Genomic DNA, 13,089 nt, shown 5'->3' with positions numbered 1-13,089 from the left:
CATGCGGACCACACAAAAAATGCCACCGCTGATGTGGCTGGTGACCGCCACCGTCACCCTGTTCATGCTGGCGCCCATGCTGCTGTCGGTGCTGGCCGGGCTGGTGCAGAACTACGGCCAGGGCCTGTCCAGCGGATTGACCACGCGCTGGCTGGCCGAGGTCTGGGCCGGCTACGGCAATACCGTGCTGATGTCGCTGCTGCTGGCCTGCGCCTGCGTGGCCATGACCTTGGTGCTGGGCGTGCCCTGCGCCTATGCGCTGGCGCGCAGCCGCTCGCCCTGGGCCCGGCATTTCGAGGAGCTGCTGACCCTGCCCGTGGCCATTCCGGGCCTGGCCAGCGCCCTGGCCCTGCTGCTGGCCTATGGCAGCGTGGCCGCCTTCCGCCAGAGCTTTGCCTTCATCCTGGTGGGCCATGTGGTGTTCACCCTGCCCTTCATGGTGCGCATGGTGGGCTCGGCACTGCGCCGCCAGGAGCTGGTGGCGCTGGAGGAGGCTGCGCGCAGCCTGGGCGCATCGTTCGCGCAGCGCTTCCTGGGCGTGCTGGTGCCTGCCGTGCTGCCCGCCATCGTGGCTGCCTGCCTGATGGTGTTCACCCTGTCCATGGGCGAGTTCAACCTGACCTGGATGCTGCACACGCCGCTGACGCGCACCCTGCCCGTGGGCCTGGCCGACAGCTATGCGTCCATGCGCATCGAGGTGGGCTCGGCCTATACCCTCATCTTCCTCATCGTCATCCTGCCCGTGATGTGGCTGCTGCAGGCGCTGGGGCATTTCATCGAGAAGCATTATGGAAAGTAACAGCGTCGCCATCGACATCCGGCAGTGCGCCAAGACCTATGCCGACGGAACGCGCGGCCTGCAAGCCACCGACCTGCGCGTGGAGCCCGGCGAGGTGCTGGCCCTGCTCGGCCCCTCGGGCTGCGGCAAGACCACGCTGCTGCGCATCATCGCGGGGCTGGAGACGCCGGATGCGGGCAGCCGCATCGCCTTCGGCGACGCCGACGTCACCCGCGTGCCCATAGAAAAGCGCCAGGTGGGCATGGTGTTCCAGCACTACGCGCTGTTCCCGCAGATGAGCGTGCAGGCCAACATTGGCTACGGCCTGCGCATACGCGGCGCGTCCGAGCAGGAGCAGCGCCGCGTGGTGGGCGAACTGGTGGATCTGGTGCGCCTGAACGGCCTGGAGCACAAGCGCCCGGCCGAACTGTCCGGCGGCCAGCGCCAGCGCGTGGCCCTGGCCCGCGCCGTGGCATCGCGCCCGCGCGTGCTGCTGCTGGACGAGCCGCTGACCGCGCTGGACGCCAAACTCAAGGAAACCCTGCGCGACGAGCTGGCCCAGCTGCTGCGCCAGCTGCGCATCACCGCCGTCCACGTCACGCACGACCAGCAGGAGGCCATGGCCATTGCCGACCGCATGGCCGTCATGCAGGCAGGCCGCATCCTGCAGGTGGGCGACGGTGAGAGCCTGTACCGCCGACCGGCCCATCCCTTTGTCGCCACCTTCCTGGGGCGCGTGAACCAGGTCGAACGCAGCGAAGACGATGCGCGCAGCAACCGGCTGGCGCTGGCCGGCATGGAGCTGGCCTGCCCGGCCGAATGCACGGGCGCGGCCCGGCTGCTGCTGCGCCCTGAAGACATCGAGGTCTGCGCCGCCGGCACGCCGGGTGCCGTGCCCGCATCGGTGGCGCGCCGCGTCTTCCTGGGCGACCGCCTGCAGCTCACGCTGGAGCTGGCGGGCCACACGCCGCTGATGGCCGACGTGTCCCGCGACCACGCCGCGCAATCGGGCGACCGCGTGGCCTTGCGCATCGCCCCCCACCAATGGATGCCCAACCATGCCCACGCCTGAAACCCTGCGCCCCTCCATGACCACCTTCCTGGCCCAGCTCACCGACCTGCACATCCGCGAACCCGGCCGCCTGACCTACCGCCGCATCGATACCGCCCAATACCTGGAGCGCACGGTGCAAAGCGTGCTGGCCCTGCCCCAGCAGCCGCACGCCCTGGTGATCACCGGCGACCTGACCGACTTCGGCCGGCCTGCCGAATACGCCCACCTGCGCAGCCTGCTGGCACCGCTGGGCACCCTGCCCGTCTACCTGCTGCCCGGCAACCACGATGACCGCGACGCGCTGCGCACCGCCTTTCCCGAGCACACCTGGCTGCGCAGCGAAGGCTTCATCCAGTACGCCGTGGACATTGGCGCGCTACGGCTGATCGCGCTGGACACCTTGGTGCCCGGCCACAGCGAGGGCGCGCTGTGTGAGGAGCGCCTGCAATGGCTGGAGCTGCAACTGGCCGCCAGCGAAGGCCGCCCCGTGGTCATCGCCATGCACCACCCGCCCTTCGAGACCCTGATAGGCCACATGGACAAGATCGGCCTCCTGCAGGGTGCACAGGCGCTGGAAGACCTGGTGCGCCGCCACCCCAACGTGCAGCGCGTCATCTGCGGCCACCTGCACCGCACCATCCAGGTCGCCTTTGGCGGCACGGTGGCCATGACCTCGCCTGCGCCCGCCCACCAGGTCTGCCTGGACCTGGCGCCCGACGCCGCATCGGCCTGGACGCTGGAGCCGCCCGGCTTCATGCTGCACGCCCAGCCGCCCGGCGGCCGGCTGGTCAGCCATGCCGTGGCCAGCGGCCAGTTTGACGGACCGCACCCGTTCTGGGATGCGCAGGGGCGGCTGATCGACTGAGCCCGGACGCCCGCGGCCCTGGTGAAAGCCGACGAGAATATCCGCCATGGATATCAACAACATCAAGGGCCGCCTGGACTTCCTGCGCGAGGCGGAAAAGCTCAAGAGCGTGCTGCGCAGCGCCCACACCTCCACCGGCCGCACCGAAAGCACGGCCGAGCACAGCTGGCGCCTGTGCCTGATGGCCATCGCCTTCGAGGACCAGTTCGCACAGCTGGACATGCTCAAGCTGCTCAAGCTGTGCGTGATCCACGACCTGGGCGAGGCCATCCACGGCGACATCCCCGCCGTGGAAAAGAACCAGCACCCCGACAAGAGCGCGCAGGAAAAGGCCGACCTGCTGCACCTGACCCGCTCGCTGCAGCCCGGGCACCGCGACGCCATCATGGCCCTGTGGCAGGAGTACGAAGACGCCGCCACGCCCGAGGCCCGCGCCGTCAAGGCCCTGGACAAGCTGGAGACCATCCTGCAGCACAACCAGGGGATCAATCCGCAGGATTTCGACTACGGCTTCAACCTGGGCTACGGCAGGAAGTACACGGGCGCCGATCCTCTGTTCGCCCAGGTGCGCAGCCTGCTCGACGAGGACACGCGCCAGAAAATGGGCGCCGCCGCGCAGGACGCCAGCGCGACCTAGCTGCACCAGCGCCCCTGTGGCCGCGTCAGCGGCCCGCGCCGACCCGCTGGCGCCGCCCCAGCCCCCTCCATCCAATGGCTGCGGCCAGCAGGCTCAGGACCACAAGGGCTGTGTGCTGCAGCGTCGGCACGGGAGTCACCTGGCCACCGCCGGGGAAAGCCGCCACCGTATTGATGGACGCGGAAGCCATGCACGGCACCGTTCCCACGACCTGCCCTGCCTGCATGCACTGCACCGACGGGTCCCCGGCATCCACCGTGGCCACATTGGTAATGGTTGCGGGCGCCGGGTTGGACACGCTGGCCATCACGGTGAAAACCAGCGAGTCTCCTGCCGCGAACACGGGCACCGTGACCGCCAGCGATCCGGAGCCTGACGCCACGGGACATGGCGTGCTGGCGCCGGGCGTACAGGTCCAGGTGGCGCGCTCCAGGCCGGCAGGCAGGCTGTCGGCAATCTGCGCCTGGGTGGCGGCCACGGTCCCCGTATTCCTGACGGTGATGGTGTAGCGCACCTCCTGCCCCGCCTGCACCTGGCCTGCGGGCGAGATGCTGTGGGTCAACGACAGGGCAGGATGCACGGCCTCCCTGTGCCAGGACATGACGTTCTGGTTTTGCACGGGCGCCCCGGTCCACGCAACGGACACGCCGTTGTCGGGCATCTCATAGGTCCCCAGACAGGTGTCGCTCTCACCCGAATGGCTGACCTGCTGGGATGTTTCCGAGAACAGGGAAGCGCACATCGCGTTGTTCACGGCCGCCACCTGTTCCGTGGCCATTTCAAACCGGCTCAGCATATCCACATCATTGGGAGATCCACCCGGGCCAACGCCATTGATGGAGCGGTGCGGATTGTTTCCCGTCAGCCAGCGTTGAAGGTGGATTCTGTTTCTCACGATATTGGACCCACTGTCCGTGGAAACCCTGAATATGAATGCGCGCACATCCGGGTCGGCACTGCTGTAGGTGGTCAATCCGTCCGAGAAACTATAGGAAGTGACCAGCGCCCTTATTTCGCTCTCGTCCAGGTCGGGTTGCAAGGGTGCGGCCGTTTCAAACCAGCCGGCCAGGCGGGCGGTCCTCGGAAAATCCTGGCATGAGCCGTGAGGCCCCAGGGGACAAGCCGTGCGATCCTGGAAATCCGAGTAGGAGGTTCTCATCTCCCCGAAGTAACGCGTCACTTGCGCGCTGGCGGGTGGGCAGGCCGAGATTGCTGCACCGGCCATCAAGGCAGCCATGAGGGCGTGATTTTTCATAGAACTCCCAGTGATAGATAGATTTGCGCTATCAAGGTATCACTGGTATTGAGCTTTAAAAATCACCAATCCCAAAAATTCACCCTTCAATGACAAATATTTGCAATACCGCCATTGGAATGGAACTCCAAGTTGCCGTCCTGCCTACTTTTCAACGGAGAGCGCCGATGAATGCGGAACTTCATAACAACCGATCTGCCGTCCAATATCAATTTTGATTGGATCGCACAATACCCCATTTGAATCAAATATATTGTGACAAAAGTTTCAAACAGTAAATAACAATAAGGAATGGGGGTAGATCCGACCCTGGAACACCGAGGACGGCTCCCTCACCGATCCAAAGGCAGCGCCAGCGTCTCCTTGACCTCCTCCATCACCACATAGCTGTGCGACTCGGCCGGCACGGGCAGTTTCTTGAGGATGTCGCCCAGCAGGCGGCGGTACTCGCGCATGCCGCCCAGGCGGGCCTTGACCAGGTAGTCGAAGCTGCCCGAGACCAGGAAGCACTCCAGCACGTCGGGCACGTGCAGCAGTTCCTGGCGCACCTTGTCGAAGACCTCGCCCGACTTGGACGACAGCTTGATCTCCACGAACACCAGCAGCGTCTTGCCCAGCGCCTCGGGCGACAGATGGGCGTGGTAGCCGGTGATCACGCCATCACGCTCCAGGCGGCGCACGCGCTCCGAACAGGGCGTGGCCGAGAGGCTGACCTGCTCGGCCAGCTCGGTCATGGAGATGCGACCGTCCCGCTGCAGGATGTCGAGGATCTTGCGGTCGGTGCGGTCGAGCACGCGGTTTTCACTTTTGGCGGCCATGGCGGCGATTCCCGGGGCTTATCAATCACTGGAGAGTAGCAATATTTCAGTGGTTTCCACTGCCTCATCGTCAATAGACTTTGATTTCATCTTGTTGACCTGGCGGTGAATCGTATGAAAGTCCTTGTTCTTGGCGGCGGTGTCATCGGCGTGACCAGTGCGTACTACCTGGCGCGGGCCGGTGCCGAGGTCACGGTGCTGGACCGGCAGGATGCGCCCGCGTCCGAAACCAGCTTTGCCAACGCAGGCCAGGTCTCGCCCGGCTACTCCACGCCCTGGGCGGCGCCCGGCATTCCGCTCAAGGCCCTGAAGTGGATGCTGCAGGAACACGCGCCGCTGGCCGTGCGCCTGGACGGCAGCCTGTTCCAGCTGCGCTGGATGGCGCAGATGCTGCGCAACTGCTCTGCCCAGCGCTACGCCGTCAACAAGGAACGCATGATGCGCGTGGCCGAGTACAGCCGCAGCTGCCTGCAGCAGTTGCGCGCCGACACCGGCATCGCCTACGAGCAGCGCACCGGCGGCACCTTGCAACTGTTCCGCACCCAGGCCCAGCTGGACGCCGTGGAGCGCGACGTGGCCGTGCTGCGCGAATGCGCCGTGCCCTTCGAGCTGCTGGACCGCGACCAGCTGGCCCAGGTGGAACCCGCCCTGGCCCAGGCGCGCGACCGGCTGACCGGCGGCCTGCGCCTGCCCAAGGACGAGACCGGCGACTGCCACCGCTTCACCAACGAGCTGGCCCGCATCGCCACCGGCCTGGGCGTGGAGTTGCGCTTCAACCAGAACGTGGATGGCCTGGTGGTCGAAGGCGGCCGCATTGCCGGCGTGCGCGTCAATGGCGAACTGCTGACCGCCGACCGCTACGTGATGGCCTTCGGCAGCTACTCGCGCCAGGCGCTGGAGCCGCTGGGGCTGGACCTGCCCGTCTACCCCGTCAAGGGCTATTCGCTCACCGTGCCGCTGGGCAACCCGGCGCTGGCGCCGCAGTCCACCGTGCTGGACGAGACCTACAAGATTGCCGTCACCCGCTTTGACGACCGCATCCGCGTGGGCGGCATGGCCGAGCTGGGCGGGTTCGACCTGCGCCTGGACCCGCGCCGCCGCGCCACGCTGGAGCTGGTGGTCAACGACCTGTTCCCGGGCGGCGATGTGGCGCGCGCCAGCTTCTGGACCGGGCTGCGGCCCATGACGCCGGACGGCACGCCCATCATCGGCGCCACGCGCTATGCCAACCTGTTCCTGAACACCGGCCACGGCACGCTGGGCTGGACCATGGCCTGCGGCTCGGGCCGGCTGATCGCCGACCTGATCACCGGCCGCAGTCCGGAAATCAGCACCGACGGCCTGGCCCTGGACCGCTACACGCACCGGCCGGCCCGGCACCTGGGGGGCAGCTCCACCCCCGTGTCCGCCTGAGCGTACTGAGCGCGGCCGGGCGGCGCCCCCACTTCAATGCGCCGAGAACCCCAGCAGGTATTCGTAGCTGAGGCTGGTGGTGCGCGCATCGCCGGAGACAGGCAGCCGCACGATGGCCAGCAGCTGGTTGAGCCCGGCACGCGGCAGCACGGTCACCAAGCCGTCGGCATCGGTTGCCAGTGGCGGACCGCTTTCTCCCAGCGACACGCGCACGCCGGCCCGGGGCTGGCCGTCCAGCAGCACCTGGAATTGCTGGGGCTCGCCCGCGTGGGGCGAGCGGCGGGTCTTGGCGATGATCTCCAGGGTCTGGCCCAGCTTCTCGCGGGTGACCGGGCCCCATTCGAGGATGGTCTTGTGGAACTTGAGAGCATGCACGCCGCTGGTGGCGCCGGGGTTCTCGGTCATGGGCTTTTCAAGCATCGGCCCCTCGCCCACGCGGCTGAAAAATCCGTTGTCGAAATGCGCGGCCAACAGCGCGGCCTTGCGCGCCGGCGTGGCGCGGGCGCCGCCGGGCACGGGCTGCACGGCCACGTCGATGCGGCGGCCGCGCGCGTCATAGGCCTCAACGCTCTTGAGCTTGCCGGCCGCAAAGTTCTCCAGCTGGCCCTCATGGCCGCCGAATTGCACGGTGTAGGCGCCGTCGGCATCGGGCTCCAGCCAGACGTTGTGGGCCTGGGCCAGCGGCGCGCAGGCCAGCAGGACCACGAATGCGGCGGTTGCAACGGATGCGAAACAGGGGTTGGATTTCATTTTTTTCCTCCTCAAAACTGTGTCTGCACGCCGACCTTGAGCGTGCGCGGCGCGCCGGGCGCGAACAGCGGCACGCCGCGGATGACCGAGGCCGACGTGGCATAGGCCTTGTCCCCCAGGTTGGAGACCACGGCATAGATGCGGCTGCGCGCCGAAGGCAGGCGCCAGCTCAGGCCCAGGTCCCAGGTGGCGTAGCCGCCGTAGAAGACGCTGTTGTCGGCGGTGACGGCATAGCGGCCCACGCGGCGCCAGGTGAGCGAGCCGTCCCACTGCGCCAGCGGGCGCCAGGCCAGGCCCACGGTGGCGGTCTGCCGGGGCACGCCGGCCACCTGGTTGCCGACCAGGGCCGGGTTGCCGTTCTCGGTCACGCGGGAATGGGCGCTGCCCCAGGCCACTTGCAGGTCCAGGTTCTTGCGCACGGCCCACAGCGCGCTGGCCTCCACGCCCGTGCGGCGCGTTGCGCCGAAGTTCTCATAGACGCCGGGCGCCACGCTGCGGATCTCGCCCGAGGACTGCAGCCTATAGGCGGCCACATCCAGCACCAGGCCCGGCATGGGCTTGATCTGCGCGCCCACTTCAGTCTGGCGGAAGATGTTGGGATCGAGCTGCGCGGCGCCCAGCGCGTACTTGGCGAAATCGCTGGCCAGCGCAAATCCTTCGGACCAGCTGGCGCGCAGCAGCACACCCGGCGCCACCTGCGAGCGCAGGCCCAGCTTGGGACTGGCATGCGAGGTGCGCGCCAGCGGGCCGCAGGGGTCGCTGCCCGCCTCAGGGCCGTTGGGACGGCAGCCGCCCGTGAAGCGATCCCAGCGCAGGCCGGCGGACAGCTGCAGCAGGCGGTGAACGGGCGCATCCACCTCGGCAAAGGCCGAGAGGGTGTTGAGCCTGGAATTGCGGTCATCCAGGGCAGCGCCGGTGCGCTCGCGCCACTGCAGGCCGTCGTAGAACTGGTAGTCGGTGGATTCGCGCACGGCCTCCAGACCCGCCACCCAGTTGATCGGGGTCAGCGCCGTGGCATGGCGGCCATTGAGGCTGGTGCCTGCGCCGTAGACGGCGCGGTCATAGCTTTCCTCGCGCTGGCGCCACTGCAGTGCGTCGATGGGCCGGCTGAACCAGCGCGTGAAGCTTTGCTGCGTGGTGTAGGCATAGCCCAGCCAGGTCAGCCGTGGCGAGAGCGCGTACTGCACATCGGCGCGCAGCGTGGCGAAGTTCTTGCGCGTGCCATCGTTCATGGCGCGCGGATCGATGCCACGCGGATCGCGTGCGAACTGCCCCGCCGTCAGGTACGAAGGCGAGTCGCCCTCGCCGTGGTGCAGCCGCGCCGACAGCGCCACTTCCAGCTGCGACGAGAGCCGCTTGCTCCAGCGCAGGGATGCCGTGCTGCGCTGCATTTGCGACTGCGCGCGGAAACCGTCCGTGCGGTAGTGCTGGGCCGCCAGGTTCAGGAACTCGCCATCGCCCGGCTTCAGCCCCAGCGCCGCCTGAGCGTCCAGCGTGCCGTGCGAGGCCAGGCTCACGTCGGCCTCGCGGTAGGGGGTGTAGTCGCCCTGCTTGCGCGTCTCTATCGCCATCAGCCCTGCGCGGTTGAAGTTGCCGTACAGCGCCGACACCGGCCCCTTGTAGATGCTGATGCGCTCCATCTCCAGCGGCACGATGACGCCCAGGTCCACATAGCCGTCGGCATGCGACATGGCCTCGTTCAGTGGAATGCCGTCCAGCACCACGCCCACGTCGCCGCCGTGCCCGCCACCGCCGAAGCCGCGCATGACGATGGCGTCACCCACGCCGGACAGCTGGTAGTTCTGCACATTCATGCCCGGCACCTGGCGCAGCAACTCCTGCGGATGGCTGACATGGGCGTTGGCGATGTCCTCGGCCTCGATCACGCTGGTGGTGTAGGCGGCCGAGGCGCCGCGCGCGGTCTGGCCCTTGACCTCGACAGGCTGCAGGCTGGCCGTGGCGTCGCCCGCCTGCTGTGCACCGACATGGGGAATGCAACCCAGGCCCAGCAGGCCAGCTGCTGCAATCTGGTGCACGGCAAGGCGCCGGGAAGGGGAATTCAGGGGATGTGTCATGCGTTTCCAGGAGTTGTATGAAGAAAAAAGCAAACTTCATACCGACCTGCATGACAGGGGCTGCGCAAGGCGCCCGGCCCCGGGCTGGCTCAATCGTCGTGCGAATGCGGATGGTGGTGCGCGTGATCGTGCCCGCCAGGCTCTGCCCTGCGAACCATCACCACGTTGAGCTGGCCGTGGTGCACGCCGCGCTCGGCCGTGATGGTGTCGGCAAAGCGCCGCACGGCGCTGGCCGGGCCGCGCAGCATGACGGTTTCAATGCATTGCTCGTGGTCCAGGTGCACGTGCGTGGTGGCCATGTGCAGCTCATGGTGGTCGTGCTGCAGGCTGGCCAGGCGCTCGGACAGATCGCGCTCGTGGTGGTTGTAGACATAGGACAGGTTGGCCACGCACAGGCCGTCGGCGTCCTCGCGCTCGCGCACCTGGGCCAGGTGGGCACGCAGCACGTCGCGTATGGCTTCGGAGCGGTTGTCGTAGCCGCGCGCGGCGATCCAGCCGTCGAAATCACGGGCCAGGTCGTCGTCGATGGAGATGGTGAAGCGTTCCATGGGCAGCACAAGTGAAGGGAAACAGGAAGATGGCGGCAACAGCGGGGCAGGCGCAAAAGACAGGCATCACGCCGGATCTGCCGGCCATTGTCCGGCCATCCAGGCCCTTGCCCCACATGCCTCACATGCCCCACATGCAACAGCCGCGCCAATCACTGTCGGTACGGACTGGCAATAGCGACAAACCACCACGGTCATGCTTTGTTCACATTCGCGCCATATCCGGTTACGCTGATCGAGGATGCGCGGTGCGCACCGTCGATCGCTGAAAGGGGCGCGGCATGCAGTATTCATTCGATCAGCTTCTGGACATGCTGCTGTCCCTGCTGGAGGCTGCGCCCGCCTGTTCTTCTCGCGACCAGGCCTTCGAACAGCTGCGCACGCTGTGGCTGCAGACCCACACCTATTTCGCGGCGCCCGAGTCCGAGCTGCGCCGCATCGCCGGCCGCCGGCTGGTCGAACCCCATGGCTGGAAGGACCTGGACAAGGACCCCTGCTACCTGGACCACGATCCCGGCAACGGCAGCGCCCTGCGCATCTACCTGCACCGCGATGGTGGCATGGTGATACAGCGCCTGCAGGGCGACGGTCGGCAGATCCTGTTCTCGCGCCTGGGCATGCAGCTGCAGCCTGCCAGCTGAGCCCGCGCCCCGCCAACCCATCCCACGCTCAGGCATAGGCCAGGATGTCGGCCAGCGGCCTGCGCGTCTTCTGCGGGCGCAGCGTGCCGGCCGCGTGGCCCACGGCCACCAGCATCACGGGCAGTTCGTGGGCCTGCAGGCCAAAGCCCGCTGCCAGCAGTTCCGCATCGAATCCCACCATGGGGCAGCTCGCCAGCCCCAGGCCCTGGGCGGACAGCATCAGCGTCATGGCCGCCAGCGAGGCCGAGCGTACGGCCTCGTCGCGCTGCAGTTGCAGGTTGTCCGCGTGCGCGGCCTGGGCCTGGGCTACCCAGCCATCGGCCGTGCGCTGGCTCATCAGCCCGCCGTCCACGCTGGGCTGCAAGAACTCCGCCAGCCGCGCATGCGCGGCCAGCGTGCCGCAGACGATGAACACGGCCGACGCATCCTCCACCTTCTGCTGCCCATAGGCGGCGGCTTTCAGGCGCGCCTTGGCCTCGGGTGTGCGCACGGCAATGAAGCGCCAGTTCTGCAGGTTGTAGGCCGATGGGGACAGTGATGCTTGGGCCACCAGTGCGGCCAGGGTTTCGTCGGCCAGCGGGCGGCCGGGCTCGAAACGGTCTGCGGAAATGCGCGAAGCGATGGCCTGCGCGATGGGCATGGAGGAAAGTTCGGAAGAAGTCATGTGAAACGCTCGGTGGGAAAAAAGAGGAACCTCGATGCCAGAAACTCAGGCGCCGCGCGAAGCCGACCACTGCACCACCAGCACGCTGGCCAGCACCACCAGCAGGCCCAGGAAGGACATGCCCGTCATGGACTGCGACAGCAGCGCCCAGCCCAGGACCACGGCCGTGAGCGGGCTCAACAAGCCCAATGACGACACGGCCACCGAAGGCAGGCGCCCGATGCCGCGAAACCACAGCACATAGGCCAGCAGCGCGCCGGCCAGGCACAGGTAGGCATAGGCGCCCAGCTGGGTGAGAGACAGCGCAGGCAGCGGCGCATCCACCCACCAGGCCAGCGGCAGCAGCATCAGCCCGCCAAACAGCAGTTGCCAGCCCGTCAGCGCCAGCACCGGCAAGTCCACGCGCCAGCGCCGCGTCAGCCACGTGCCGGCCGCCATGCACACCGCGCCGGCCAGCGCCGCCGCCATGCCCACGGGCTCGAACACCGTCTGCGGCGACAGCAGCAGCACTGCCATGCCCCCAATGCCCGCTACGGCGGCCCACAGCGTCAGCCGCGCGGGGGAGCGCCCATCCACCCCCCAGGCCAGGGCCATCACCAGCAGCGGCTGCACGGCGCCCAGCACGGCCGCCAGCCCGCCCGGCAGCCGGTAGGCCGCCACGAACAACAGCGCCTGGAACACGCCGATGTTCAGCGCGCCCAGCACCGCCAGCCGCCACCAGCCCGAACCCGCTGGCAGCCGCCGCGTGAACAGCACCAGCAGCAACCCGGCCGGCAGCACGCGGATCAGCGCGGCCGTGAACGGCCGGTCCGGCGGCAGCAGTTCGGAAGTGACGATGTAGGTGGAGCCCCAGATGGCGGGCGCCAGCGCGGTCAGCAGGATGTCGCGCCATGACATGGCAGCGCTGGCTGCAGCAGGAGCCGTGGAGGCACAGGACGATGAGGAGGAGGACATGGATTTATCTTCAATTCAAGACAAACCCATTATGCACGATTTATCTTAAAATCAAGACAAATGACCCAACCCCCCTCCCAACCCTCCTCCCAACGCCTGCCCGACCATGTCGACACCATCCTGGCCCAATGGCGCCGCGAACGCCCGGACCTGGACCCCAGCCCCATGGGCCCCATAGGCCGCATCAAGCGCTGCGCTGCCCTGCTGGAGCAACGGCTGGAGGAATGCTTTGCACGCTTCGGCATGACCATGTGGGAGTTCGACGTGCTGGCCACGCTGCGCCGCTCGGGCGCGCCCTTCTGCCTCACGCCCACGGCCCTGTTCTCCACGCTCATGGTCACCTCGGGCACCATGACCCATCGCATGAAAAGCCTGGAGACGCGCGGCCTGGTACAGCGCCTGCCCAACCCGCAGGACGCGCGCAGCATGCTGGTGCAGCTCACCGGCCAGGGGCTGGAGCTGATAGACCGCGCGGTGGAAGCGCACCTGGACAACGAGCGCGCCATGCTGGCGCCCATGCCTGCCGCCGAACTGGCCGCGCTGGATCAGCGGCTGTCCCTGCTGCTGCGCGTGCTGGAGGGCGGGCCTGACGATGGCACCCGCCCTGCCCCCTGAACTGGCGTATGTCCAGGCCGTT

14 protein-coding genes are annotated in these 13,089 nt (G+C 67.7%); 7 read left to right on the top strand and 7 right to left on the bottom strand.

What is annotated here, in order from left to right; translation table 11 throughout:
* Position 1 precedes the first annotated feature (1 nt).
* The 4 genes from ACF8ME_RS10110 to ACF8ME_RS10095 are packed head-to-tail and all read left to right on the top strand — an operon-like array spanning position 2 to position 3,334.
* Positions 2 to 799, top strand: a complete 798-nt coding sequence (locus ACF8ME_RS10110; protein ID WP_026062847.1) for an ABC transporter permease — start codon at positions 2 to 4, stop codon at positions 797 to 799.
* Positions 789 to 1,850 carry an ABC transporter ATP-binding protein gene (locus ACF8ME_RS10105; protein WP_392416264.1) on the top strand — a complete coding sequence of 354 codons (1,062 nt, stop codon included), beginning with the start codon at positions 789 to 791 and terminating at the stop codon, positions 1,848 to 1,850. Before ACF8ME_RS10110 ends, ACF8ME_RS10105 begins: the two co-directional genes overlap by 11 nt.
* Positions 1,837 to 2,697 carry a phosphodiesterase gene (locus ACF8ME_RS10100; protein ID WP_392416262.1) on the top strand — a complete coding sequence of 287 codons (861 nt, stop codon included), beginning with the start codon at positions 1,837 to 1,839 and terminating at the stop codon, positions 2,695 to 2,697. Before ACF8ME_RS10105 ends, ACF8ME_RS10100 begins: the two co-directional genes overlap by 14 nt.
* 46 nt (positions 2,698 to 2,743) lie before the next feature.
* On the top strand, positions 2,744 to 3,334 hold the full coding sequence (locus ACF8ME_RS10095; protein ID WP_016448132.1) for an HD family hydrolase: 591 nt from the start codon (positions 2,744 to 2,746) through the stop codon (positions 3,332 to 3,334).
* A gap of 25 nt (positions 3,335 to 3,359) precedes the next feature.
* Here the strand turns inward: ACF8ME_RS10095 and ACF8ME_RS10090 are convergent, their stop codons facing one another.
* Both ACF8ME_RS10090 and ACF8ME_RS10085 read right to left on the bottom strand, forming a co-directional pair.
* The gene (locus ACF8ME_RS10090) at positions 3,360 to 4,112 is read right to left on the bottom strand and encodes an IPTL-CTERM sorting domain-containing protein (protein ID WP_392416260.1); all 753 of its coding nucleotides are present in this window, start codon (positions 4,110 to 4,112) and stop codon (positions 3,360 to 3,362) included.
* An 809-nt stretch (positions 4,113 to 4,921) separates the two neighbouring features.
* Positions 4,922 to 5,407: a winged helix-turn-helix transcriptional regulator gene (locus ACF8ME_RS10085; protein WP_183019321.1), complete on the bottom strand. Its 486-nt coding sequence runs from the start codon at positions 5,405 to 5,407 to the stop codon at positions 4,922 to 4,924.
* Positions 5,408 to 5,521: 114 nt separating this feature from the next.
* Here ACF8ME_RS10085 and ACF8ME_RS10080 point away from each other — a divergent pair, with 114 nt between their 5' ends.
* Complete coding sequence (locus tag ACF8ME_RS10080) at positions 5,522 to 6,820, top strand: D-amino acid dehydrogenase (RefSeq protein ID WP_012204956.1); 1,299 nt, start codon at positions 5,522 to 5,524, stop codon at positions 6,818 to 6,820.
* 33 nt (positions 6,821 to 6,853) lie between these two features.
* Here ACF8ME_RS10080 and ACF8ME_RS10075 read toward each other — a convergent pair whose 3' ends face one another.
* The 3 genes from ACF8ME_RS10075 to nikR form a co-directional block, all read right to left on the bottom strand.
* Positions 6,854 to 7,570 (bottom strand): DUF4198 domain-containing protein, encoded by a 717-nt coding sequence (locus ACF8ME_RS10075; protein WP_392416257.1) that lies wholly within the window; start codon positions 7,568 to 7,570, stop codon positions 6,854 to 6,856.
* 11 nt (positions 7,571 to 7,581) lie between these two features.
* Positions 7,582 to 9,645, bottom strand: coding sequence for a TonB-dependent receptor (locus ACF8ME_RS10070; RefSeq protein ID WP_392416255.1), 2,064 nt, complete (start codon positions 9,643 to 9,645; stop codon positions 7,582 to 7,584).
* 89 nt (positions 9,646 to 9,734) lie between these two features.
* Positions 9,735 to 10,193, bottom strand: coding sequence for a nickel-responsive transcriptional regulator NikR (gene nikR, locus ACF8ME_RS10065; protein WP_016448139.1), 459 nt, complete (start codon positions 10,191 to 10,193; stop codon positions 9,735 to 9,737).
* A gap of 281 nt (positions 10,194 to 10,474) precedes the next feature.
* On the opposite strand from nikR, the gene ACF8ME_RS10060 reads away from it, so the two are divergent.
* Complete coding sequence (locus ACF8ME_RS10060; RefSeq protein WP_016448140.1) at positions 10,475 to 10,834, top strand: hypothetical protein; 360 nt, start codon at positions 10,475 to 10,477, stop codon at positions 10,832 to 10,834.
* Positions 10,835 to 10,862: 28 nt separating this feature from the next.
* Here ACF8ME_RS10060 and ACF8ME_RS10055 read toward each other — a convergent pair whose 3' ends face one another.
* Entirely contained in the window at positions 10,863 to 11,498 is a 636-nt protein-coding gene (locus ACF8ME_RS10055; protein WP_392416253.1) for a nitroreductase family protein, read from the bottom strand.
* A gap of 45 nt (positions 11,499 to 11,543) precedes the next feature.
* Positions 11,544 to 12,395, bottom strand: a complete 852-nt coding sequence (locus ACF8ME_RS10050) for an EamA family transporter (RefSeq protein ID WP_133073461.1) — start codon at positions 12,393 to 12,395, stop codon at positions 11,544 to 11,546.
* Positions 12,396 to 12,512: 117 nt separating this feature from the next.
* Between ACF8ME_RS10050 and ACF8ME_RS10045 the strand changes: the two genes are divergently transcribed.
* Positions 12,513 to 13,067 carry a MarR family winged helix-turn-helix transcriptional regulator gene (locus ACF8ME_RS10045; protein ID WP_392416251.1) on the top strand — a complete coding sequence of 185 codons (555 nt, stop codon included), beginning with the start codon at positions 12,513 to 12,515 and terminating at the stop codon, positions 13,065 to 13,067.
* Positions 13,068 to 13,089: the final 22 nt, after the last annotated feature.

The organism is Delftia sp. WSY_7 (assembly GCF_043104845.1).
Classification (GTDB): domain Bacteria; phylum Pseudomonadota; class Gammaproteobacteria; order Burkholderiales; family Burkholderiaceae_C; genus Comamonas; species Comamonas tsuruhatensis.
This window is presented reverse-complemented; position numbering and strand designations above follow the sequence as displayed.